Below are 21,321 nucleotides of genomic sequence, written 5' to 3'. Positions count from 1 at the left end.
CTATTAAGGATTTGGCGCTAAGATAGCTAATTGCTAATATTTCTGGAATTGGCAGACCCAATGCCTATGATACTATCGTAGAGTTCACCGAAATTCCGATAATACACCAAGATTAAGTAGTTGTTCTCCGTAAAATGAAAATTTCCGCTTATATAATTAAGGTCAATTGCTCCATCCTGACGTTCAACCACATATTTGTAGTTATAAAAACCTTGTTTAATGGGTAGGGTAAGTTCCAACTTGCCATTCTCGTCATTGAAAATCATTTTATTTTCTTCTCCAAGGTCATAATTATTGAACTTTCCAACAACATAAACATTGTCTAGGCCTATTTCATTGGAATATGGGAGACTAAAATGAATGTTTGAGTATTCTGCTTCTCTGGATACATCGTCCCCTTGTAGCGTGCGAACCAAAAAATCACCATTAATGTCAGGAAAATAGGTGTACACTTCATCATTTCGGTACTCATTGGTAAACAAATAATGATTGTACAACTCTTTGAACTCCACTTTGGAAATGGCAAAAGTGGGTGAGCGCAAATCTTTTGTGTCAAAGTTGAGAAACTCATTGCCTCCATAAAAGCTTGTCTCCTGATCATATTTATAGACCAGCTCGTTGCCCAAGGTAAACTGTGGTTTAATGTTGTAAAGTGCTGTGGGCCAAAAGTGATTTTGTAGAATGGCAATCTTAATTTCTTTCTTTGGATTGACCACTTGGAAACCAGAGGTGTTAATTTTGAATTGAACAACTTGTTTTTCATTCAAAAAATTGAAATCCCTTGAACGTTTTACAGTACCGCCAACTTTTACCAAATCCCTATATGCCACAAACCTTCTGGAAAATTGAAGTTCGCCATAACTATTGTAAATCTCAATAAGGTAATTGCCACTCACTTTCAGCCGAAGGTTGTTATTGGGAATGGTTAATCTATAATTGGAATAGGGTTGAAGCGTGTTATAGCTATTTTCATAATCAATGATACGTAGATTGTCCGCTCCAACTAAATATTGTGATTTTAGAAGTTGAGAAGGAGTCCAATCATAATTGCAATGGATTATTTTGTAGTAATAATCTTGTTCACTTGCTGTAAGGTCATCAAATTCCAGATTTAAGGACTCACCCAATTTAATGACAGGAAATTGATCTTCTGTAGGCCCTCTAAAAACTACGGTCTTTATATGTTCAGGAGGATTGATTTCCTCTTGTACTTGGCCAAAAACACCGGCTATAAAAAAGAAAAAGAATGTTTGTTTGATTAAAAAGCGCATTCAGGGCTTATTTTTGGGTAAAGGTAAACAAAAAGTGTGCCTGGCAAATTTAGCTCGATGTAATCCCATTTTTATGGTCAAATAATTATGAAAACAATCCTTTTAGTGCTAAATTTGCCGCGATTTTGATAACAAAAGGTCTATAACAATATGTCTAAAGACATCCGGATTAAAAAAGGGTTGAACATCAACCTTATCGGGGCAGCTGAGCAGACTACTTCTAAAGCCGTTTTAAGCAACGTATATGCCCTAAACCTAGACGATTTTCATGGAATAACTCCAAAAATGTTAGTAAAACAAGGGGCTGAGGTAAAAGCCGGCGAACCTTTATTTTATAACAAAAACAAAGAGGAAATGCTTTTTGTTTCTCCAGTAAGTGGAGAATTGGTTGAGATTGTCCGTGGCGCTAGAAGAAGAATTTTGACCCTCAAGATTCTTGCAGATAAAACTCAAGAATATGTGGAGCATAAGCCGTTGGATTTGGTTAAATCTGATGCAGAGGGCATTAAAACCTTTTTATTGCAATCAGGAGGATGGCCTTTTATAAAGCAGCGTCCGTACGATATCATTGCAAATCCTGATGCTACACCAAAAGCTATTTTTGTTTCAGGATATACAACGGCTCCATTGGCGGCTGATGCCGATTATGTTTTGCAAGGGAAAGAGGCCGAACTTCAGGCTGCAGTCAATGTTTTGGGCAAATTAACGCCTGGTCAGATACATGTTTCTATAGGAAAATCGAATAATTCGCCTTTGGCAAATTTGGACGGTATCTCACTTCATAAAGTAAATGGACCACATCCTGCTGGATTGGTGGGTACCCAAATCAATAAAATAGACCCTATCAATAAAGGAGAAGTGGCATGGACCATTGCTCCACAAGATTTAGTGATTCTTGGAGAATTGTTCCTTACAGGGAAATTCAATGCCGAGCGAACCGTAGCTTTGGTAGGTTCTGTGGTTAAAGCACCAAAATATTACACTACTAAAATAGGAGCGGAAATTTCTACCTTTCTATATGCAAGTGGTGTAAACGAGGATAAATTCAGGTTGATCAATGGAGATGTTCTTACAGGTTCAAGGACTAACACCGAAGGTTATCTTGGTTTCTATAATAATACCGTAACAGCCATTCCAGAGGGTGACGATTATGAACTTTTTGGATGGAACAAACCTGTTTTCAATAAAATATCTACAACAAGGGCACTTACCTTTTCTTGGATGCAGCCCAAAAAGAAATATGACCTTAACACCAATACCAATGGTGAACATAGGGCATTTGTGGTAACCGGACAGTATGAAGAGGTGTTCCCAATGGACATTTACCCACTACAACTGTTAAAAGCATGTATGGTAAAAGATCTTGATGAAATGGAACAATTGGGATTGTACGAAGTGGCTCCCGAGGATTTTGCTTTGACAGAATTCATCTGTATTTCCAAACAACCACATCAACAGATAATCAGGGAAGGATTGGATTTATTACATCAAGAAATAGGATAAGATGGGATTAAAAGAAAACTTACATAAATTCAGAGTAAAGAATCAAGGAAAAAAATGGTTCCCGGTTTTTAGTGGTTTCCATACCTTTCTATTTACTCCAAATGAAACTACACACAGCGGAACCCATGTTAAGGGAGCGGATGATTTAAAGCGTACCATGAACACCGTGGTAATGTCGCTTATACCCTGTTTGATTTTCGGTATGTTCAACACTGGATATCAACATTACTTGGCATTGGGTGAAATTCAGGCAGCTGCAGATGGTTTTTTTAGCGCAGCATTTTGGACATGGGATAATTTTATACTAGGATTTTGGAAAATGATACCATTAGTGGTGGTTTCCTATGTTGTGGGACTGACCGTTGAGTTCATATTCTGCGTAATCAAAGGTCATGAAATAGAAGAGGGGTATTTGGTAACGGGTATGTTAGTACCATTGATTGTGCCTATTGATTTACCACTTTGGATGTTGACCGTGGCCATTGTTTTTGGTGTTGTTATTGGTAAAGAAGTTTTTGGCGGTACAGGAATGAATATCCTAAACCCTGCACTGACTATTAGAGCCTTTTTGTTCTTTGCTTATCCAACTTGGATGAGTGGTGATAAGGTTTGGGTGCATGGTGCTGTGGACACGGCCGGAACCGCTGATGCAATTTCTGGTGAAACAGTCCTAGGTTATTTGGCACAAGGTAAAGGAGTGGATGAATTTTCATATTCCCTTTCAGATATGTTCTTTGGATTTATTCCAGGTTCCGTTGGTGAAACATCAACATTATTGATTTTACTAGGAGGACTTTTCTTGGTTTTCTCTAAAATAGCCTCATGGAGGATTATGTTGAGCGCAGTTATTGGTTCTTTGGTTATGGGATTGATTTTTAACAGCATTGTTGCTGCCGGATGGATTCCAGAGTACAGCAAATTCTATGGACTCATGAGTTTTGAATACTGGCAACATCTTCTTGTTGGTGGTTTGGCCTTTGGTATTGTATTTATGGCTACGGATCCTGTAACAGGTTCACAAACCAATAGAGGAAAATGGATTTATGGATTTTTAATTGGATTCCTATCCGTTATGATTCGTGTATTCAACCCAGGATATCCAGAAGGAGTATTCTTGGCCATCCTATTAATGAATGTATTTGCACCTACCATTGACCACTATGTGGTAAGAGGGAACATCAAAAGAAGAATGAAGCGATTGAAAAACGCTACCATATATCCAAAAACATCTGGCGAAGTGGAAGCATTAAAAACGGAAACAGTTTAATTATGGCAATCAACACGGATAAAAATAGCTATACTGTAATTTTTGCAGCCGTAATGGTGATCATTGTGGGCTCTCTTTTGGCTTTTTTAGCATCTGGATTAAGACCACGAATTGATGAGAATGAGCGTTTTGAAAAACAACAGAACATTCTGTATGCCATGGGGGTCAACCAGAACGAAGAAGGTGGAAGCGCAGATTTTATTCCTACGGATATCGTTGAAGAAGAATTTTCAAAATATATCAAACAACAACTTGTTGTTGTAGGTTCCGAGACCAAAGAAAGAGAAGAAGCATATTTAATTGACCTTAAAAAGCAATTGAATATCATCAAAAATGGTGATGAGGCCGAGTTACCACTTTTCATTGGGGAAAAAGAAGGAAATAAATATTACATCATTCCAATGTACGGAAAAGGGCTGTGGGATGCTATTTGGGGATTCATTTCCTTGGATGAGAACATGGTTGTGCAAGGTGTGGTATTTGATCATAAAGGGGAAACCCCTGGATTGGGTGCCAATATCAAGCTTCGTTTTTTTATGGATGATTTCACCGGTGAATCCATTTTGGATGGAAGCCGTATTTCAGGAATATCTGTTATCAAAGGAAATAATGACCCCTTGAACAATGACAAGGAAGATAATGAAGTGGATGCCCTTGCGGGTGCAACCATCACAGGAAATGGAGTTTCCGCTATGATCAAGGAGACGCTTAAACTTTACAAACCTTATTTAGAAACTATTAGAACCAAATAATATGGGGCTACTTTCAAAAAAAGATGCAAATCTAATATTAGATCCATTAGCGGATAACAACCCGATCACCATTCAGGTTTTGGGAATTTGTTCAGCTTTGGCAATTACAGCGGAGCTAAAAGCGTCTGTAGTAATGGCACTTTCAGTACTTTTTGTATTGGGTGTTGGTAATGTGGTGATATCGCTTATGCGTAACATCATTCCATCAAAAATCAGGATTATAGTGCAGTTGATCGTAGTGGCCACCTTGGTAATTGTGGTAGATCAGGTGCTAAAAGCCTTCGCTTATGAATTGAGTAAGACCCTAGCTGTTTTCGTAGGGTTGATCATTACCAATTGTATCATCATGGGTCGATTTGAAGCCTTTGCTTTAGGAAACGGGCCCTGGAAATCCTTTTTGGATGGAATAGGAAATGCCCTTGGTTATGGTGTTATACTAATTATTGTTGGATTTTTCCGCGAACTCTTAGGTTCAGGAACGCTTTTTGGGATTCCAGTATTGGGAGATCCCATTGCAAAAACTGGATTGTACGCCACTGGATATGAGAACAACGGGTTTATGATCATTCCCCCAGCAGCATTGATTGTAGTGGGAATCATTATCTGGGTGCAACGTTCCAGAAACAAAGCATTAATAGAAGAAGCATAAATAGGAAGATATGTTAGAGCATTTAGAACTGTTTTTTAAGTCCATTTTTATTGATAATATGGTATTTGCGGTCTTTTTGGGAATGTGTTCCTATTTGGCCGTATCTAAAAAAGTATCCACCGCTGTTGGGTTGGGAGCTGCTGTAATCTTCGTATTGGCAGTTACCGTACCATTAAACTGGTTGTTGGATCAATATTTGTTGCGTGATGGAGCCTTGGTTTGGTTAGGCCCTGAGTATGCCGATTATAACCTAAGTTTCCTATCATTCATCCTATTTATCGCAACCATTGCCACTATGGTACAATTGGTAGAGATTGTTGTGGAAAAATTTTCTCCGTCCCTCTATAATTCCTTAGGTATTTTCTTGCCACTGATTGCGGTTAACTGCGCTATCTTGGGTGGGTCACTCTTTATGCAAGCCAGGGAAATACCAAGCTTGGGATTGGCTTTCAACTATGGGGTAAGTTCAGGAATAGGATGGTTCTTGGCTATTTTGGCCATTGCGGCTATCCGTGAGAAAATTAGATACTCCAATGTTCCTGCGCCACTTCGTGGACTGGGAATCACATTTATCATTACTGGATTAATGGGTATCGGTTTCCAGAGTTTTGGTGGAATGCTAACTGGTGACAATGAGCCACCAGAGGAGGTTGAAACTTCTACTGCCAAGACCATTGAAGAAAAAGAAATTAAGAAAGAGATTGAAGACGAAGAAAAAGCAGTCTCATATAACGAAGTTATAAACGAATAAAGATGATTTTAGCCACCAGTACCGGAGGTACTATTCTAATTACTGTAGTAGCATTTCTTATCCTGTTATTATTGTTGGTAGCACTTTTGTTGTTCACAAAGGAGAAACTATCTCCTTCTGGCCCCGTGACCATCACTATTAATGGCGAAAAGGAGATCGAAGTTGCTTCTGGAGATTCCCTATTGACCACATTGGGTAACCAAAAAGTGTTTTTGCCATCTGCTTGTGGTGGTGGTGGAACCTGTATTCAATGTGAGTGCCATGTACTTTCAGGTGGAGGAGAGGCATTGCCTACCGAGACACCTCATTTCTCTAAAAAGGAATTGACCCATGGAGCAAGATTGGCCTGCCAAGTAAAAGTAAAACAGGACATGGAAATTACCATTCCTGAAGAAGTTTTCGGTATTAAAAAATGGCCTGCAAAAGTTGTACGTAATTACAATGTGGCATCTTTTATCAAAGAATTTGTAGTTGAGATTCCGGAAGATATGAACTATAAAGCAGGAGGATACATCCAGATTGAGATTCCGCCTTGCGAAGTAAAATATTCCGATATTGATATCACGGCTCACCCAGAAGAACATGAAACCCCAGATAAGTTCAAAAATGAATGGGACAAGTTCAACCTGTGGCCTTTGGTAATGAAAAACACGGAAACTGTGGAAAGAGCTTATTCCATGGCTTCTTACCCAGCAGAAGGACGTGAGATCATGCTAAACGTTCGTATTGCAACACCACCATGGGATCGCTCCAAAAACGGATGGATGGATGTTAACCCAGGTGTAGCTTCTTCTTACATCTTTGGATTGAAACCTGGAGACCCTGTAACCATTTCAGGACCTTTCGGTGAGTTCTTCATCAATGAGTCTGAAGCGGAAATGTTGTACGTAGGTGGTGGTGCCGGAATGGCTCCAATGCGTTCGCACTTATATCACTTGTTCAAAACCCTTAAAACCAATAGAAAAGTAACCTATTGGTACGGAGGTAGATCTAAGAGGGAGTTGTTCTATATTGATCACTTCAAACAATTGGAAAAGGAATTTCCAAACTTTAAATTCTATATGGCACTTTCAGAGCCTATGGAAGAAGACAATTGGAAAGTGAAGGAAAATATTGATGCTGAAGGAGATGGTTTTGTTGGATTCATCCACAATTGTGTAATTGATAACTACTTGGATCATCATGATGCCCCGGAGGATATTGAACTATATTTCTGTGGTCCACCATTAATGAACAAGGCTGTTCAAAAAATGGGTGAAGATTTCGGGATCCCTGATGAGAACATCAGATTTGATGACTTTGGAGGATAATATTTAAGTTTTGTACTCAGTTTTGGTTGCTGAGTGGAGTCGAAGCAAGCCAAAATGTTAAAATATTTATATAAAAATCAACCGATGCGAAAGCATCGGTTTTTTTGTTTGATATTTAATTTTGTGAAGAAACTCATATTCATTGTGTTGGCAATTTCGGTTTTAGGTTTGATTGCATACAAAATCAAACCCGTTAAGCGCGTGGTTTCAGCAATGGTTATTGAACCCAAATTGGTGAATGAAGATAGCCTTAGCATTAAAACCAGGGTAAACGTGCCAGAAGGATATAAACGAGTTGCATACCCCAAAGGCTCTTTTCAAGAATATTTGAGGAACTACAAGTTAAAACCTTTCGGAAGCAAGATTATCAATTATGATAGCTCTGAATATTTTTGGCAGCATGGACATATTGGTATTTTGGAAATTCCGGTTCCCGTAAATGGATTGCAGCAATGTGCCGACGCTCTGATTCGGATTCGAAGTGAGTATCTGTGGAACAACAACAGAAAGGATAAAATAGGCTTTAATTTTACCAGTGGGCATTATTGTTCTTGGGAGCAGTATGCCAAAGGATTCAGGCCAAAAATTGATGGAAATAAGGTTACTTTCCATAAAATCGCCCAAGAGAATTATAGCAAGGAGAGTTTTTATCGCTATCTGAATTTGATCTACACCTATTCCGGTACCTTATCGCTATACCACGAGCTTCCAAGAATTGAAGATGCGAAAAACTTGAAAATTGGGGATATGCTTATCAAAGGCGGTAGTCCCGGGCATATAGTTATGATTTGCGATGAGGCTATTAATGCCGATGGCGAAAAGTTGTATCTGCTTTTTCAGGGCAATACGCCTGCACAAAGCGTACACTTGGTTAAAAATTTGGAAGAAACATCCATTTCCCCATGGTATACTTTGAAAAAAGATGCAGTAATCCCTGTGTCAAATTATACGTTTGATAGCGCTAAATTTGTACGGTTCAAATAACTTTTAAACCCTAATTTTGTGCAATGGGCAAACCACTGACAGAACAAGAATTGCACAATTTGGCAATGAACATTGTTGGAAGACAATTGGAAGCTGAGGGGTATGAATTTATGGCGATCAATAGCAAGCCTAAAAAGAACCCCCAATACGTTTGTTTAAAAGAGAAGGTACTTCATTTTATAGTAGTTAGAAATGTGGAATATCCCAACAATCCAAAGGATTATGATTTGGAGGTTATGCAAAAGGTGAAAAACCATGCGGAAAAATTTGAAGCTAGAACATATTTTGCTGGAGTGGGACTTTCAAATGCTTCAAACAGGGAACATCCTGTTTATTTAAATGAAGACTACATAGTAGATTATCAAGGTTTAATAGAAATTTTAGAATGAGACAATTGATTTTTGTAGGTATTGCGGCACTTTCATTTGGATGCTCCAATAATCCATTAATAAAGAACCAAACGGTGGGTAATGCCCTGGGTACAACCTATTCCATAATCTATTTGGACGATGAACAGCTGGATTTTCAAAAAGAGATAGACTCTGTCTTTCAAGTGCTCAACCAGTCCTTATCTACATATATCCCCACATCCGACATTTCAAAAATAAATAGCGGAGATTCCACTATAGTGGTCGATCACATGTTCAAAGATGTTTTTGAAACCTCTAGCCAAGTCCATGAGGCTTCTAAAGGCTATTTTGACCCTACCGTTGGGGTATTGGCCAATGCTTGGGGTTTTGGTCCTGGTGAACAATTGCAGTTGGACAGCTTAAAAGTAGATAGCTTGTTAAATTATGTAGGTTGGGATAAAGTAAAACTTAATGCCGATGGAACAATATCCAAAAACCATTCAGAAACACGCTTTGATTTTAATGCTGTGGCTAAAGGATATGCCATTGATCGCTTGGGTGCTTTGCTGGATGCTAAGGGCATTGAAAATTATTTGGTTGAAGTAGGGGGAGAGGTTGTAACCAAAGGAATAAATACAATTTCAGGGAAACAATGGTCCGTAGGAATTGATGACCCCCAGGTTGAAATAGGACGACAACTAAAATTGATTGTATCGTTACAAGATAAAGCCATGGCCTCTTCCGGCAACTACCGCAAGTTTAGAATTGACCCAGAAACTGGAGAAAAATTCGTACACACTATAGACCCCAAGACCGGATATACCAAAAATTCAAAAGTTTTGGCAGCCAGCGTTATAGCAGGAACTTGTGCGGAGGCGGACGCATTTGCCACTGCCTTTATGGCAATGGATTTATCAGCATCCAAACGTTTGTTGGCAGCTCGTACTGAGTTGGAGGCTTACATTATCTTTTTGAATGGAAAAGGAGAAACAAAAGAGTATATGACCTCTGGCTTTGAAAAATTAATAGTAAACCCCAATAACTAGAGCGAGAGCGTCAAAACAGCTGTACTTTAACATTATCACCAATATCTGATGGTCCCTTTGTATATTTAGCCAACATCAATCTATTCGTATATAGGCTATATTATATGTTTTCCTTTACCAATGTCATCCATATCATCATCATTTTTCAAGGAGCATTGCTTACGTTATACATTTTAATCTCCAATCCCAAAAAAAATAAAGGAGATTTTATGCTTGCGGCTATAATTGGAACACTTACCATCCAAGTTCTTGGGTTGTTTTTGGTGAACCGGGGTATTGCAAGCAATTTTTTTCAAAGTATTAATTGTGCCTATGGTTTTTTGTACGGACCATTGCTACTTTTTTACAATAAATGTATTGCCCAAAGACAGTTTGCCTTTGGTAAGGTGAGTGCTTTTCATTTTCTTCCCTTTATCACCATTTGTTTTGGTATTTGGTTTACGGAAGGGAATATTTGTCAACCGGAACTGTATATTGGTTATGTTGCACATGTTCTCATCTACATCTTTCTGTGTTTTTTAGAAGTTAGGAGATATAAAAGAGTTATCAAGGATAATTATTCAAGATTGGAATGGTTAAATGTGGGCTGGTTGCATTGGGTCTTCATCATATTTAGTTTGATTGTCTTGGTTGACATTACCCAGTTTGTAGCTTTCTTTTTGAAGTTAAACACCTACTTTTTAGAGAATGCGGTGTTTCTTTTAATGTTGGCAGCCATTAACCTATTGTATTTCTATGGATTTACAACTTCCAGAAACCCTTTTGGATATAGTAAGGACGACCTAGAATTCTCTGCTTCATTAACATCCCGAAACCGTATTAACACAACTCTGGAAGAAAATAAAGAGCTCATTGATCGGTTGGAAGCGCATTTGTTGCGTAGAGAATCATTTAAAAATTTTAACCTTACCATTGCTACCCTTGCGAACGAAATTGGTATTCCAAAAAGAAAACTTTCAGAATTGATCAATGATCATTATGATCAGAATTTTGTGGACTTTATCAATACCTATAGAATCAATAGGGCTAAAGAAAGATTTATGAATCCTCAAAGCCCCAATGAAACCATATTGGAAGTATTGTATGAGGTTGGTTTCAATTCTAAATCGTCCTTTAATACTGCTTTTAAGAAAAAAACTGGAATCACTCCTTCAGAGTTTAAATCCAAGTACAACTAAAATTTCCAATTGTTTTAAAAAAGAGTTCGGATTCGCGTTTTAGGACGACAGGTATTTGTTGTGAGGATATTTTTGATGCAAATTTTAAAAGACATCAATCATGAAAACAATGAGAATCTTATTACTTCTATGCCTTTTTGCCATTGGCTGTAGGTCACAACAAACAGTAGAGACCACGTTTTATTTAGAGGCTAATTCGGAAAAAATCAAAACAATAACCATTTCCAAATACGATTATAATAAAGAAAAAATGGTCGAATGGAAATCTATTGCTGACATTAACGCGAATGAACCCCGCAATGAAAGTATTCAATTTATGGAACCATCAATTTATGGAGTAAAGTTGAATACAGGCAAAGAGATGAGAATTGCCGTTGAGCGGAGCGGTCAAATCAATCTTCAATTGGGTGATGGGATTGTGTTGGATTCGGAAGCTGCATCGGAACTCAACTTCAATCGAAGTATTGATAGCCTCAATAATGAGTTTTTTGCTGGGATGATCCAGGATTTTGATAAGGCCATGAAAGAAAATGATCAAAAGAGAATCGCTGAGCTTGAAAAAAAGAAAGACCGAGTGCTGATTGAATTTATAGAGGCCATGGAGAATCTGGTAAGGGAAATGGGACCGTCGGCAAAGGCTTATGATGCTTTGGGCTACTTTGATCTTTATAAGAACAACGGATTTTTTAAAGAGATGTTGAAAAGATTTAAAATAGAATATCCGTCAAGTGGAATGAGCAAGTCTTTACAAAAAAGAATTAGAAAGGCGGACCTACTTGCAATAGGCAGTAAAATGGAAAACTTTAAGGCGTTGAACAAAAAAGGAGCATTAATCAACCTTACAGATTTTAGAGGCTCTTATGTATTAGTGGATTTTTGGGCATCATGGTGCAGACCTTGCAGGGTTGAAAATCCTAAATTGTCAGAGCTTTATAAAAACACCAAGCATATAAAATTTGATATTGTGGGAATCAGTATAGATGCAAATGAAGAACATTGGAACAATGCCATTGAGAAAGATGGACTTGAATGGAGCCAAATTTTGGATACGGATCAAACTGTTTTCAAACAATATCTTTTATCATCACTTCCGGCTAATTTTTTATTGGATCCGGAGGGAAGGATAATTTCAAAAAATATCACTGCTGAAAAGTTAAAAATTCAGCTAAAAGAATTGAGATAAAGAAATAAGAAAAAATGATGTCAAAGGGAGAATTACTTTCTTACTAAAGGAATGATTTCTCCCTTTGCCAATCTATATTTTTCAATGGTTTTGGTGGACAGTTTTTGACAATAATCAACTTCTTCAACTTTGAAGCCAATGCTGCTTAGCTTATCAAAATAATCTCTTCCGTAGATTCTGACATGATCATATTGACCAAAAATTCTGGCTCGCTCTTTCTTGTCGGTTATGGAATTATCTTCAAAGGTTTTTTCCCTATTTAAATCCTGTGGAATCTGGAAAATTCCCCATCCACCTGGTTTTAACACCCTATATAATTCCTGCATGGCTTTAGTATCATCAGGAATGTGTTCCAAAACATGATTGCAAAGAATAACATCAAAAGAGTAATCAGCAAAAGGAAGATTGCAAATATCTGCTTTTACATCTGCAAGAGGTGAATTTAGATCTGTGGTGGTATATTTTATGTTTTCTAACTTTTTAAACCTTTTATGAAAAGCCTGTTCAGGGGCAAAATGCAAAAGGCTTAGGTTTTTGGTAAAAAAATCTGTTTCTGTTTTTAGAAATAACCACAATAATCTGTGCCTTTCTAAAGAAAGGGTGGAGGGGGAGAGTACATTTTCCCTCGGGTTTTCATAACCATAAGGCAAGAATGTCCTAAAACTTCTGCCATCAATGGGATCTACATGTTTTTTGCCTTTCAAGAATAAGGCAATAATAGGCCTTACCCAATAGCTTAATTTGATGAGCAATGGTCTGGGAAAAAGGTTCAGGAAAAATTTAAAAAACCGTTTCATTTTTTATTTAATGAAAGAGTAACTTGTTTAAATCTGAAGCTTTTTACTTCGGAACTCTTCTTCTTCTTCACTTTTGATTCCTAGAGCATCGTATATATATTGGAAGGTGGATAATAGTTCAGGCTTACCATCTATCAATGCCACATCATGTTCAAAATGTGCACTTGGCTTGCCATCTGCAGTTAGAATGGTCCATCCATCCTTAAGTTGTTTTATTCGTCTGGTGCCCATATTGATCATGGGTTCAATAGCGACTACCATCCCATTTACAAATTTTTTCCCTCTGCCCCGTTTTCCGTAATTTGGCATTTGAGGATCTTCATGGAGTTCGGTCCCCAGACCGTGCCCCACCAATTCTCGGACAACACCATAGCCATGGTCCTCACAATATTTTTGGATGGCGTAGCCCACATCTCCTACCCGATTACCTTCTTTAAATTCTCGAATACCAACATAAAGGGATTCTTTGGTAACTCTAAGCAATTTTTTGGTTTCCGTAGCAACTTCACCTACCTCAAAAGTATAGGCATGATCTCCATAATATCCATTTTTGAAAGCGCCACAATCTACAGAGATAATGTCTCCTTCTTTTAGTGGGTCATTGTTGGGAATTCCATGAACCACTTGGGCATTTGGGCTCCAGTTTAAAGTGTTTGGAAAGTCGTACATACCCAAAAAACCTGGTTCTGCACCTTGCTCACGTATAAAATCTTCTGCCAATTTATCCAGATGCAATGGATTGGCACCTGGCTTTATTTCTGAAGCCAACATTCCCAGAGTTCTAGAAACTACCAATGCACTTTCGCGCATCAGTTCAATCTGCTCCGCTGTCTTAATTTTTACCATGGGTGCAAAGATAAGCTGAAATCAATTAACGACAGGATTTCTAATAAGGGGATAACTGTTTAAACCAGTGATTTTTGAGTCATTAAACTAGGTTGTTCAATTCCTAAAAGATGTAAGACAGTTGGAGCAATATCTCCCAGTACCCCATCTTTAATTTCTTTGATTTCATTATCGACCAAAATCAATGGGACTGGATTAGTGGTATGTGCCGTGTTCGGGCTTCCATCAGGATTGACCATTGTATCACAATTGCCATGATCGGCAATAACTATTGTTGAATAACCATTATCAAGTCCAGCGGTTATTACATCTTTGGCGCATGAGTCTACAGTTTCACATGCTTTTACTGCGGCTTCCATAACACCTGTATGGCCAACCATATCTGGATTGGCAAAATTGAGACATACAAAACTGGCTTCTGCTGTGTGCAATTCTGGTATTATGGCATCTCTAATCTCATAGGCACTCATTTCTGGCTGAAGGTCATAGGTAGCTACTTTTGGAGATGGGCAAAGAATTCGTTTTTCACCTTCAAAAGGTTCTTCCCTACCTCCGTTGAAGAAAAAGGTGACATGTGGATATTTTTCAGTTTCCGCTATTCGGATTTGTTTTTTGCCATGCGAGGCAAGAACCTCTCCTAATGTTTCTTTAATATTTTCCTTGTCATAGACCACCTTGATTCCTTGGAATGAATCATCATAATTGGTCATAGTTACGTAATATAGGTCTAATTTATGCATGTTCTGTTCGTGAAAATCTTCCTGACTCAAAACCTGTGTCAATTCCCTACCTCTATCAGTTCTAAAATTGAAGAAAACAATAACATCACCTTCAGAAATTTTCGCAACAGGGTTGTTTTCCTGATCTGTCAAGACCAAAGGTTTTATAAATTCATCTGTAGTGCCTTCATCGTAACTTTTTTGCATGGCTTGTGAAATATCTGTCACTTTTTCTCCTGAATTGTTCACCATTACATCATAAGCCAGTTTTACACGTTCCCATCTTTTGTCACGGTCCATTGCATAATATCGACCTATCACAGTGGCCAGTTTTGTGCTTTTATCTGAACAGAAATTCTCCACGTCTTCAAGAAAGCCTTTCCCACTTTTGGGGTCAACATCCCTACCATCTGTAAATGCATGGATAAAAGACTTTTGAACTCCATTTTCATCCGCTGCTTTGATCAGCGCTTTTAAGTGATTTATATGACTGTGCACACCGCCGTTACTTACCAATCCTAAAAAATGAACAGCCTTGTCATGGGTTTTAGCATGTTCAAAAGCATTTTTAAGGACTTTCTCATGTTTTAAAGTGTCTTCTTGGACAGCTTTGTTGATTTTTGCTAAATCTTGGTAGACAATCCTTCCTGCTCCAAGGTTCATATGTCCTACCTCACTATTTCCCATTTGTCCTTCGGGTAGACCAACATTCATTCCATCCGTTAACAAATTGGCATTTGCATATTTGGTATACAAAGAATCAATAAAGGGGGTGTTGGCTTGTTCTATGGCCGATACTTTTGGATCCGGAGATTTCCCCCAGCCATCCAAAATCATAAGGATCACTTTCTTGTTCATGCTGTAGAATTAAACATCAAAAATAGTTTGAATTGGCTGGATGCACCAGTAATTAGGAGATTTTCTGCCTTTGTATTTGTTAATTATTTATGTTAAAAAAAACAGACTTGTTAAAGTTTAGTTATTTAAGTGTTAATGCTGTAACAATTGATAATCTATGGAGTCTATTTTTATATCAATTAATCATTAATCAAAAATTATTCATCATGAAAAAAACAATCCTAACCGTAGCTGTTGCTTTTATGTTTGTGGCTACAGGCACATTTGCCAACGAATCAGCAATTTCTGCTAAAGACAACGTTTACATCACTGCTATCCCTGATGAACTTAGTTCATTTTGTAAAGCTATTTTAAATGGTGATGTGGATATGGTAAAAAAACTAATTGATCTTGGAGAGGATGTGAACAAAAAATCAATGGGAATGGCTCCCGTTCATTTTGCGGCACGTTACAATAAGGCTGAGATCTTAAAACTGCTTATTGCCAATGGAGCGGATTTTAAAAAACGTTGTGACAAAGGTTACACTCCAAAAAAATATGCAGAGTTGTCCAATGCTAAGGAAGCTTTGGAAATTTTAAAAACGGCTATGAAAAAATAAGGAAGGAGTTTATTCATCCAAGCCAAAAAAGCCCATCCAAACGGATGGGCTTTTTAACTCATTTAGTGTTCATGTAAAAGAGTAAATCGGTTTTTGCTTTTAAAAATCAAATCCTGTAAAGGCTCTGTATAAAAATGCATATACTGCCATAGTCAACAAAACGCCACAAAATATTGCGTATCCCTTTAATAAGACAACCACAAAACTCGGTTTGCAGTTATCAAACGCCTCTGTGTAAAGGCTTTTGAAATGTAATAGTGTTCCCATATGCTGTTCTCGTTAGATAGCAAAAATGGGTTAAAAGAAAAGGTAATATTGATTTGGGGTCACACAAAGGTAGACAAAACTGACGAATGAAACTTTTTAATCGATGAACGTGCCAAATCTATCGACCTGAATATTTTTCAATGGCTTCTTTTATTTTTTCTATCCTGTTTTCAGGGTCTGGATGCGTACTCTGGAACTCTGGAACCCTATTTGGTCCTGCCGCCGCCTTTAGGATTTTCATTACTTGGATCATCTCATTGGGGTCGTATCCAGATTGAATCATAAATAAAACCCCAAGTTCATCACTTTCAAGTTCGTCTCCTCTTCCATTTTTTAATAAAGTGTTTTGTCCAATACCACTTACCAAACCTCCCATATCTCCACCTACAGATGCACCCATGGTCAATGTCTGCCAAAAACTACTTTCAGCAATCCTTTCTGCCGAGTGCCTTCCTATGACATGACCAATTTCATGTCCCAATACCCCAGCAAGCTGTGCTTCGGTAAGTTGTGAAAACAATGCGTATGTAATGAAACATTGTCCGCCCGGTAAGGCAAAGGCATTTATGGTTCTGTCATCTGCCAATAAGTGAAAATCATATTCGTACGGTGTTTCCCTGGCAATACTGCTATTTACAAGTTTATGCCCAACGGCATCAACCAAGGCCTGCATTCTTTCGTCAGGATATAGCCCACCATGTTGTTGGGCCATTTCTGGAGCACTTTGCAAACCAATGGCTATTTCTTGATCTGCTGTCATATTTATGTTTTGGACTCTACCTGTATATGGATTTTCTTCCTTATTGTTGCAACGCTGGACAAAAGCAAAAGCTACAATGGCAAGTCCGATTAGGATACGGATTTTCCAACTTCCTCTTCTCATAGTGTTAGTGTTCTTAAAAACTCAATATACAAAAAATGAGTTACAAAAGATTTTGGTTGATATCTAAAATATTGTTCTGGATATATGTTCTTAAAAATCCTGATGTGAAGTATTCACAACCCAAGAATTCTTCTTTCTGAAGTAGTTTCAAAATATTCAATTTTCTATATGCCGTTAGCATTGGTATAGAAATGGGGGCGTAACTATAGTGCCAAGGTTCGTATTTAAAACCGCGTCTTTTCGGTTCGTTGGTGTAAACCATATAATACCCAAACTTTTCCGAGTTTTCATCCAACCAAATCTTAAAATCGGCGAAAGGTCCCCCTGCCTCAAATTTTTCAGGAACCAAAACATCTCCAGAAGTTTTTGGGTAACCATCAATAATATCAATATCTGTTCCCCAATGATGTCTACTGGTTCCAGGGATTGTTGAGTATTCTATTATTTTGTCTATGGCATCTAAAGGTTGCATTCCGTTATCTTCTGTAAAACGAAGATATTTTCTTTCCCAAATACCTTCCTGTCTGTAAAAATCACGATAACTGGAAATCATCTTGATATCAAATCCATCCGAATAGGCTGCTTTTTTCATTTTTTCAAAAGACTCAAAAGCCTCTTTACGCAGATTTATTCCTTCACCAAAGAGTTCAATATCTGCTTTTCCCATTAGTTCATCCACTGAATATTCCAAATCGGGATATACTGGGAAAATAGGAGGAAGGGTACATGCCAAGCCTGATACAGCAGTTTTTTTGATAAAAGTCCTACGTTTCATTAATATGATTTGTTTATGTGAGTAAGTTAAGAAGTATTTTTAAGTGTAAGGGAGGTACAGAGACTTTGATTTAACTTTAACTCTTGTTTATTCCGAAATGTACATATATCCCTGAAACTTTTCGCGTGTATCTTGCACGGTAAGTACATAAAAGTAGATTCCAGAGGAGAGACCGGAATCCCGGCTAATGACAGAATTTCTATTGGAAACGCCCTTAAATTCGTTTGCGTAATTTAATTTGGAATATACTAAAACCCCATATCTATTGTAAATGTTCAGAATATTATTGGGCGTATTCTCAATACCGTCAATCAATAGAAAATCATTGACACCATCTCCATTTGGAGTTAAGAAGTAATTGTCGAGGTCAAGTACAGAGAAAGGCTCCAATAAATCATCTGTTCCGCCCAGGGTCAAAACTTCATAATCATCAGGAACGAAGGTGTCAGAAGTAATGTAACCAGTTTGGAGATTTCCATTTATTGAAGAATTTCCCAATTGTTCCCAGCGATTTTCTTGCTTGCTCCAACCCACAACAACCAATTCATCCGTAGTATTTGCCAACAAACTGGTATTACTGTTGGTGTCCCAGCTAAGTGTTACCACGGAAGGCAGATTACCTTCCAATTTCCAAAATTCAAGTTCACTGATTTTTAGGTTGTCAAACTCCTTATTCTCGGTATTAAACTGCTGTTCAATTGAGGCAGGGTTATTGGGATTTTCAAAAAAATAGGCGCATTTGGCCAAGCTGTTAATGGCACTTGATGTTAGTGTTAGATACCGCAATCGTTCCCCATTTCCAACTGGAAATGTTATAGTTTCTTTGTTGGTGGCACCTGCATACCCATTTATATGAGTAGAATTTCCTGTTCCATTATAAAATGCGGCATTCATGAAGTTCAAATAATTATTGGATGTGCCTTTTTGGGTAAGTATATTGCCTATCACAAAATTGGTGTTATTGGTAACTCCCATCCAAGTATCCAATTGTAGACCATTATCCACAACAATTTCAAGATCGTTGAAAATAGGGTTTGAGGAACCAGATACAGTCAGCCTGTTTGAACTGTAAAAACCTGCCAACCCTTTATTATTATCAAATACACCATCATCTATTAGGTCAATATGGAAACCTACGGACGCCGTAGCGTGAAACTGAAGATTTCCAAAGTTATGTACCGCATCTTGGGCGTTGGCGAATAAAGCCCAACTTAGACTTAATCCTAGTAAAAAAGATTTTATTTGCTTTTTAGATTTTAACATATGATCATTGATATGCTTGTGTTTTATCTAATCTCTAACTATTTGTTGCCACTCTACACCATCACTTTGAAGCATATAACATCTTCCGTTGCGTATTTGGGTACTGGTGCCCCCATTATCGGTTCTGTATGTTGAACTAAATCTATTACTACCTGAATAATTTTTAATAATGTAAACCCTTCCTAAACAACTATTGGCATTTGGTAAGGTTATATTGGGAGAACCACCTGTCATAATAATGGTATGGTGATCTTCTGTAAGTGTGATACTATTTGTAATTCTTGCAATTGCTGCTGATACGGACCCATTGACCTGTAGGGTGGAATTGGCCATTTGCCCTGTGTTTACACCAACTCTGGGTTTTGCATTTTGGGCATTGGCACTTCCTTGAATTCTAAAAAGCTCTTTAAGCTGCTGATCTCTATAATCAAAGCGTTTAAAAATGAAAGGTTCTGCACCATCATCAGCGATAATAAATTCCAGTTCTCCAGCGTTGGATACTCCATTGGATCCAATTTCAAAAAAATCAGTACTTGCTGCACTCCCTTTTAGTCTAAAGTTTCCATCACTATTGGTAAAGAACATAGGCTTGTAAAAAGCTGCGGCGTCCGCTTGAAATTGTAATGCAGAAACTCCATTGACACCTTTAAGGTAGGTGAGGTATTGATTTCCATCGGTATAATCAAGATAATTTTGGACCAACCCTAGTGTTTGTCTTCTTCCAACCTCTAGAGTACTAACATTGTTGGATCTTATATCCATACTGACATCATTGGTTGTGCCTAAGAAGGATCCATTGCTACCTACATTTCCTGTTAAAAGCCAATTGGAATTTGAAGTGGTTACCCAGTTACTCCCATTGAAAACCAATAGTTCCCGGGTATCCGTATTGAATAACATTTGCCCCTGTTGCATGCCGGTAATGGCATTTATTTCAGATGTAGTACCTGTATTGAGGCTAAACAATAGGCCAGCCTCAATTTGGGCATAAGAAGCGTTGGCTGTTAAAATAAAAACTAATATTGTGAATACGTTTCTCATAGTTATCTATAAATCTAAAATGGTAAACATAAATTCAGAATTGTATCTAAATCGGTTGCCACCACCATTGTCGTTATCACCAACAATGACTTCAAAACTGGATGATGTTTGATTGTTGTATGATATCCCTGGATCATCATTTCCTGCGCCACCCCTTCCTGGTTGAGTTAGTTGTATTATATAGTTTGCGTCTGATACTAATCCGGATGGTAAATTGACCCGATAGCGACCATTTCCTCCCAATTTGGTAACGGTTATACCTGAAGTTGCCCTTAGTATGGAACCATTTGAAGCAATTTTTCCGAAGGCTTTAATTGGACTTACGTAATAAGCACCACCATTGGAGCCTACGGAAATGCTATTGTCGGTTTCCGTACCTACTACATTTGCGGTTTGGTTTGTTGAATTCTCATTGGTATATGTTATTACCCCTGTTCCTGTGTTTTGTGATAAGTTGGTTACAGTTTCATCAACTGATCCCCCACCATCGCTTAATGTAATGGTGATACCTGTTTTGGTTAGAGTTTGTACAGGCCCTGATGGTCCAGGTGGCCCCTGCGGCCCTTGGTCACCAACAGGTCCTTGATTTCCGTCAGGTCCTTGGTTTCCGTCGGGTCCTTGGTTTCCTATTGGTCCTTGCGGCCCTTGGTTACCGTCAGGTCCTTGATTTCCGTCAGGTCCCTGCGGTCCTTGGTTCCCATCAGGCCCTTGATTTCCTATTGGTCCTTGCGGTCCTTGATTCCCATCAGGTCCTTGATTCCCATCAGGTCCCTGGTTTCCTATTGGTCCTTGCGGCCCTTGGTTACCGTCAGGTCCTTGATTTCCGTCAGGTCCTTGGTTCCCATCGGGTCCCTGGTTTCCATCGGGTCCTTGGTTCCCATCAGGTCCTTGATTTCCATCGGGTCCCTGGTTTCCGTCAGGTCCTTGGTTTCCGTCGGGTCCTTGATTTCCATCGGGTCCTTGATTTCCATCTGGTCCCTGGTTTCCTATTGGTCCTTGCGGTCCTTGGTTCCCGTCAGGTCCTTGATT

21 protein-coding genes and 1 pseudogene are annotated in these 21,321 nt (G+C 38.3%); 12 read left to right on the top strand and 10 right to left on the bottom strand.

Going from position 1 to position 21,321, the window contains the following annotated elements; translation table 11 throughout:
• Positions 1–26 precede the first annotated feature (26 nt).
• A complete protein-coding gene (locus tag CRO15_RS12775; protein ID WP_097046243.1) occupies positions 27–1,271 on the bottom strand; it encodes a type IX secretion system plug protein in 1,245 nt (414 codons plus the stop codon).
• A 150-nt stretch (positions 1,272–1,421) separates the two neighbouring features.
• On the opposite strand from CRO15_RS12775, the gene CRO15_RS12770 reads away from it, so the two are divergent.
• From CRO15_RS12770 to CRO15_RS12720, 11 genes are all read left to right on the top strand, one after another.
• The gene (locus tag CRO15_RS12770; protein WP_097046242.1) at positions 1,422–2,774 is read left to right on the top strand and encodes a Na(+)-translocating NADH-quinone reductase subunit A; all 1,353 of its coding nucleotides are present in this window, start codon (positions 1,422–1,424) and stop codon (positions 2,772–2,774) included.
• Between the two features lies 1 nt (position 2,775).
• On the top strand, positions 2,776–4,041 hold the full coding sequence (locus tag CRO15_RS12765) for an NADH:ubiquinone reductase (Na(+)-transporting) subunit B (protein ID WP_097046241.1): 1,266 nt from the start codon (positions 2,776–2,778) through the stop codon (positions 4,039–4,041).
• A gap of 2 nt (positions 4,042–4,043) precedes the next feature.
• Positions 4,044–4,793, top strand: a complete 750-nt coding sequence (locus tag CRO15_RS12760; protein WP_097046240.1) for a Na(+)-translocating NADH-quinone reductase subunit C — start codon at positions 4,044–4,046, stop codon at positions 4,791–4,793.
• A 1-nt stretch (position 4,794) separates the two neighbouring features.
• On the top strand, positions 4,795–5,442 hold the full coding sequence (locus CRO15_RS12755; protein WP_097046239.1) for an NADH:ubiquinone reductase (Na(+)-transporting) subunit D: 648 nt from the start codon (positions 4,795–4,797) through the stop codon (positions 5,440–5,442).
• 10 nt (positions 5,443–5,452) lie between these two features.
• Positions 5,453–6,193, top strand: coding sequence for an NADH:ubiquinone reductase (Na(+)-transporting) subunit E (gene nqrE, locus CRO15_RS12750; protein ID WP_097046238.1), 741 nt, complete (start codon positions 5,453–5,455; stop codon positions 6,191–6,193).
• Between the two features lie 2 nt (positions 6,194–6,195).
• Positions 6,196–7,503 carry an NADH:ubiquinone reductase (Na(+)-transporting) subunit F gene (nqrF, locus tag CRO15_RS12745; RefSeq protein ID WP_097046237.1) on the top strand — a complete coding sequence of 436 codons (1,308 nt, stop codon included), beginning with the start codon at positions 6,196–6,198 and terminating at the stop codon, positions 7,501–7,503.
• A 123-nt stretch (positions 7,504–7,626) separates the two neighbouring features.
• Positions 7,627–8,487, top strand: coding sequence for a DUF4846 domain-containing protein (locus CRO15_RS12740; protein ID WP_097046621.1), 861 nt, complete (start codon positions 7,627–7,629; stop codon positions 8,485–8,487).
• Between the two features lie 23 nt (positions 8,488–8,510).
• Positions 8,511–8,876, top strand: coding sequence for a Na(+)-translocating NADH-quinone reductase subunit F (locus tag CRO15_RS12735; protein WP_097046236.1), 366 nt, complete (start codon positions 8,511–8,513; stop codon positions 8,874–8,876).
• A complete protein-coding gene (locus CRO15_RS12730) occupies positions 8,873–9,883 on the top strand; it encodes an FAD:protein FMN transferase (RefSeq protein WP_097046235.1) in 1,011 nt (336 codons plus the stop codon). The genes CRO15_RS12735 and CRO15_RS12730 overlap by 4 nt, the downstream gene beginning before the upstream one ends.
• Positions 9,884–9,987: 104 nt before the next feature.
• Positions 9,988–11,061 carry a helix-turn-helix domain-containing protein gene (locus CRO15_RS12725; RefSeq protein WP_097046234.1) on the top strand — a complete coding sequence of 358 codons (1,074 nt, stop codon included), beginning with the start codon at positions 9,988–9,990 and terminating at the stop codon, positions 11,059–11,061.
• A gap of 109 nt (positions 11,062–11,170) precedes the next feature.
• A complete protein-coding gene (locus tag CRO15_RS12720; protein WP_207763882.1) occupies positions 11,171–12,244 on the top strand; it encodes a TlpA family protein disulfide reductase in 1,074 nt (357 codons plus the stop codon).
• A gap of 32 nt (positions 12,245–12,276) precedes the next feature.
• Here the strand turns inward: CRO15_RS12720 and CRO15_RS12715 are convergent, their stop codons facing one another.
• Genes CRO15_RS12715 through gpmI form a run of 3 tightly spaced genes read right to left on the bottom strand, consistent with a single transcriptional unit; the run spans position 12,277 to position 15,464 of the window.
• Positions 12,277–13,041 (bottom strand): class I SAM-dependent methyltransferase, encoded by a 765-nt coding sequence (locus tag CRO15_RS12715; protein ID WP_097046232.1) that lies wholly within the window; start codon positions 13,039–13,041, stop codon positions 12,277–12,279.
• A gap of 27 nt (positions 13,042–13,068) precedes the next feature.
• On the bottom strand, positions 13,069–13,887 hold the full coding sequence (gene map, locus CRO15_RS12710; protein ID WP_097046231.1) for a type I methionyl aminopeptidase: 819 nt from the start codon (positions 13,885–13,887) through the stop codon (positions 13,069–13,071).
• 59 nt (positions 13,888–13,946) lie between these two features.
• The gene (gene gpmI / locus CRO15_RS12705) at positions 13,947–15,464 is read right to left on the bottom strand and encodes a 2,3-bisphosphoglycerate-independent phosphoglycerate mutase (RefSeq protein WP_097046230.1); all 1,518 of its coding nucleotides are present in this window, start codon (positions 15,462–15,464) and stop codon (positions 13,947–13,949) included.
• A gap of 206 nt (positions 15,465–15,670) precedes the next feature.
• On the opposite strand from gpmI, the gene CRO15_RS12700 reads away from it, so the two are divergent.
• Entirely contained in the window at positions 15,671–16,063 is a 393-nt protein-coding gene (locus tag CRO15_RS12700; RefSeq protein ID WP_097046620.1) for an ankyrin repeat domain-containing protein, read from the top strand.
• A gap of 99 nt (positions 16,064–16,162) precedes the next feature.
• Here CRO15_RS12700 and CRO15_RS20035 read toward each other — a convergent pair whose 3' ends face one another.
• The 6 genes and pseudogenes from CRO15_RS20035 to CRO15_RS12675 all read right to left on the bottom strand — a co-directional run.
• Positions 16,163–16,330 carry a DUF6747 family protein gene (locus tag CRO15_RS20035; RefSeq protein ID WP_313788691.1) on the bottom strand — a complete coding sequence of 56 codons (168 nt, stop codon included), beginning with the start codon at positions 16,328–16,330 and terminating at the stop codon, positions 16,163–16,165.
• Between the two features lie 118 nt (positions 16,331–16,448).
• Positions 16,449–17,213 carry a M48 family metalloprotease gene (locus CRO15_RS12695; protein WP_097046229.1) on the bottom strand — a complete coding sequence of 255 codons (765 nt, stop codon included), beginning with the start codon at positions 17,211–17,213 and terminating at the stop codon, positions 16,449–16,451.
• Positions 17,214–17,253: 40 nt separating this feature from the next.
• Positions 17,254–17,988: a M15 family metallopeptidase gene (locus tag CRO15_RS12690; RefSeq protein ID WP_097046228.1), complete on the bottom strand. Its 735-nt coding sequence runs from the start codon at positions 17,986–17,988 to the stop codon at positions 17,254–17,256.
• An 87-nt stretch (positions 17,989–18,075) separates the two neighbouring features.
• Positions 18,076–19,251, bottom strand: coding sequence for a gliding motility-associated C-terminal domain-containing protein (locus CRO15_RS12685; RefSeq protein ID WP_097046227.1), 1,176 nt, complete (start codon positions 19,249–19,251; stop codon positions 18,076–18,078).
• 27 nt (positions 19,252–19,278) lie between these two features.
• Positions 19,279–20,292 (bottom strand): hypothetical protein, encoded by a 1,014-nt coding sequence (locus tag CRO15_RS12680; protein WP_097046226.1) that lies wholly within the window; start codon positions 20,290–20,292, stop codon positions 19,279–19,281.
• A gap of 6 nt (positions 20,293–20,298) precedes the next feature.
• A pseudogene (locus CRO15_RS12675) lies at positions 20,299–21,321 on the bottom strand (hypothetical protein); the annotation flags it as partial.

The organism is Flagellimonas pacifica (assembly GCF_900215465.1).
Lineage (GTDB): Bacteria > Bacteroidota > Bacteroidia > Flavobacteriales > Flavobacteriaceae > Flagellimonas > Flagellimonas pacifica.
The sequence above is the reverse complement of the archived record's forward strand: the minus strand, read 5'-3'. Positions and strand labels throughout refer to the sequence as shown.

Excerpts from the sequence above, each read along its gene's own strand:
- CRO15_RS12725 (WP_097046234.1), top strand. The coding sequence starts at position 9,988 with ATGTTTTCCTTTACCAATGTCATCCATATCATCATCATTTTTCAAGGA.
- CRO15_RS12775 (WP_097046243.1), bottom strand. The coding sequence starts at position 1,271 with ATGCGCTTTTTAATCAAACAAACATTCTTTTTCTTTTTTATAGCCGGT.
- CRO15_RS12770 (WP_097046242.1), top strand. The coding sequence starts at position 1,422 with ATGTCTAAAGACATCCGGATTAAAAAAGGGTTGAACATCAACCTTATC.
- CRO15_RS12735 (WP_097046236.1), top strand. The coding sequence starts at position 8,511 with ATGGGCAAACCACTGACAGAACAAGAATTGCACAATTTGGCAATGAAC.
- CRO15_RS12760 (WP_097046240.1), top strand. The coding sequence starts at position 4,044 with ATGGCAATCAACACGGATAAAAATAGCTATACTGTAATTTTTGCAGCC.
- nqrE (WP_097046238.1), top strand. The coding sequence starts at position 5,453 with ATGTTAGAGCATTTAGAACTGTTTTTTAAGTCCATTTTTATTGATAAT.
- CRO15_RS12730 (WP_097046235.1), top strand. The coding sequence starts at position 8,873 with ATGAGACAATTGATTTTTGTAGGTATTGCGGCACTTTCATTTGGATGC.
- CRO15_RS12685 (WP_097046227.1), bottom strand. The coding sequence starts at position 19,251 with ATGTTAAAATCTAAAAAGCAAATAAAATCTTTTTTACTAGGATTAAGT.
- map (WP_097046231.1), bottom strand. The coding sequence starts at position 13,887 with ATGGTAAAAATTAAGACAGCGGAGCAGATTGAACTGATGCGCGAAAGT.
- CRO15_RS12690 (WP_097046228.1), bottom strand. The coding sequence starts at position 17,988 with ATGAAACGTAGGACTTTTATCAAAAAAACTGCTGTATCAGGCTTGGCA.
- CRO15_RS12720 (WP_207763882.1), top strand. The coding sequence starts at position 11,171 with ATGAGAATCTTATTACTTCTATGCCTTTTTGCCATTGGCTGTAGGTCA.
- CRO15_RS12715 (WP_097046232.1), bottom strand. The coding sequence starts at position 13,041 with ATGAAACGGTTTTTTAAATTTTTCCTGAACCTTTTTCCCAGACCATTG.
- gpmI (WP_097046230.1), bottom strand. The coding sequence starts at position 15,464 with ATGAACAAGAAAGTGATCCTTATGATTTTGGATGGCTGGGGGAAATCT.
- CRO15_RS12755 (WP_097046239.1), top strand. The coding sequence starts at position 4,795 with ATGGGGCTACTTTCAAAAAAAGATGCAAATCTAATATTAGATCCATTA.
- CRO15_RS12680 (WP_097046226.1), bottom strand. The coding sequence starts at position 20,292 with ATGAGAAACGTATTCACAATATTAGTTTTTATTTTAACAGCCAACGCT.
- nqrF (WP_097046237.1), top strand. The coding sequence starts at position 6,196 with ATGATTTTAGCCACCAGTACCGGAGGTACTATTCTAATTACTGTAGTA.
- CRO15_RS12765 (WP_097046241.1), top strand. The coding sequence starts at position 2,776 with ATGGGATTAAAAGAAAACTTACATAAATTCAGAGTAAAGAATCAAGGA.
- CRO15_RS12700 (WP_097046620.1), top strand. The coding sequence starts at position 15,671 with ATGAAAAAAACAATCCTAACCGTAGCTGTTGCTTTTATGTTTGTGGCT.
- CRO15_RS20035 (WP_313788691.1), bottom strand. The coding sequence starts at position 16,330 with ATGGGAACACTATTACATTTCAAAAGCCTTTACACAGAGGCGTTTGAT.
- CRO15_RS12695 (WP_097046229.1), bottom strand. The coding sequence starts at position 17,213 with ATGAGAAGAGGAAGTTGGAAAATCCGTATCCTAATCGGACTTGCCATT.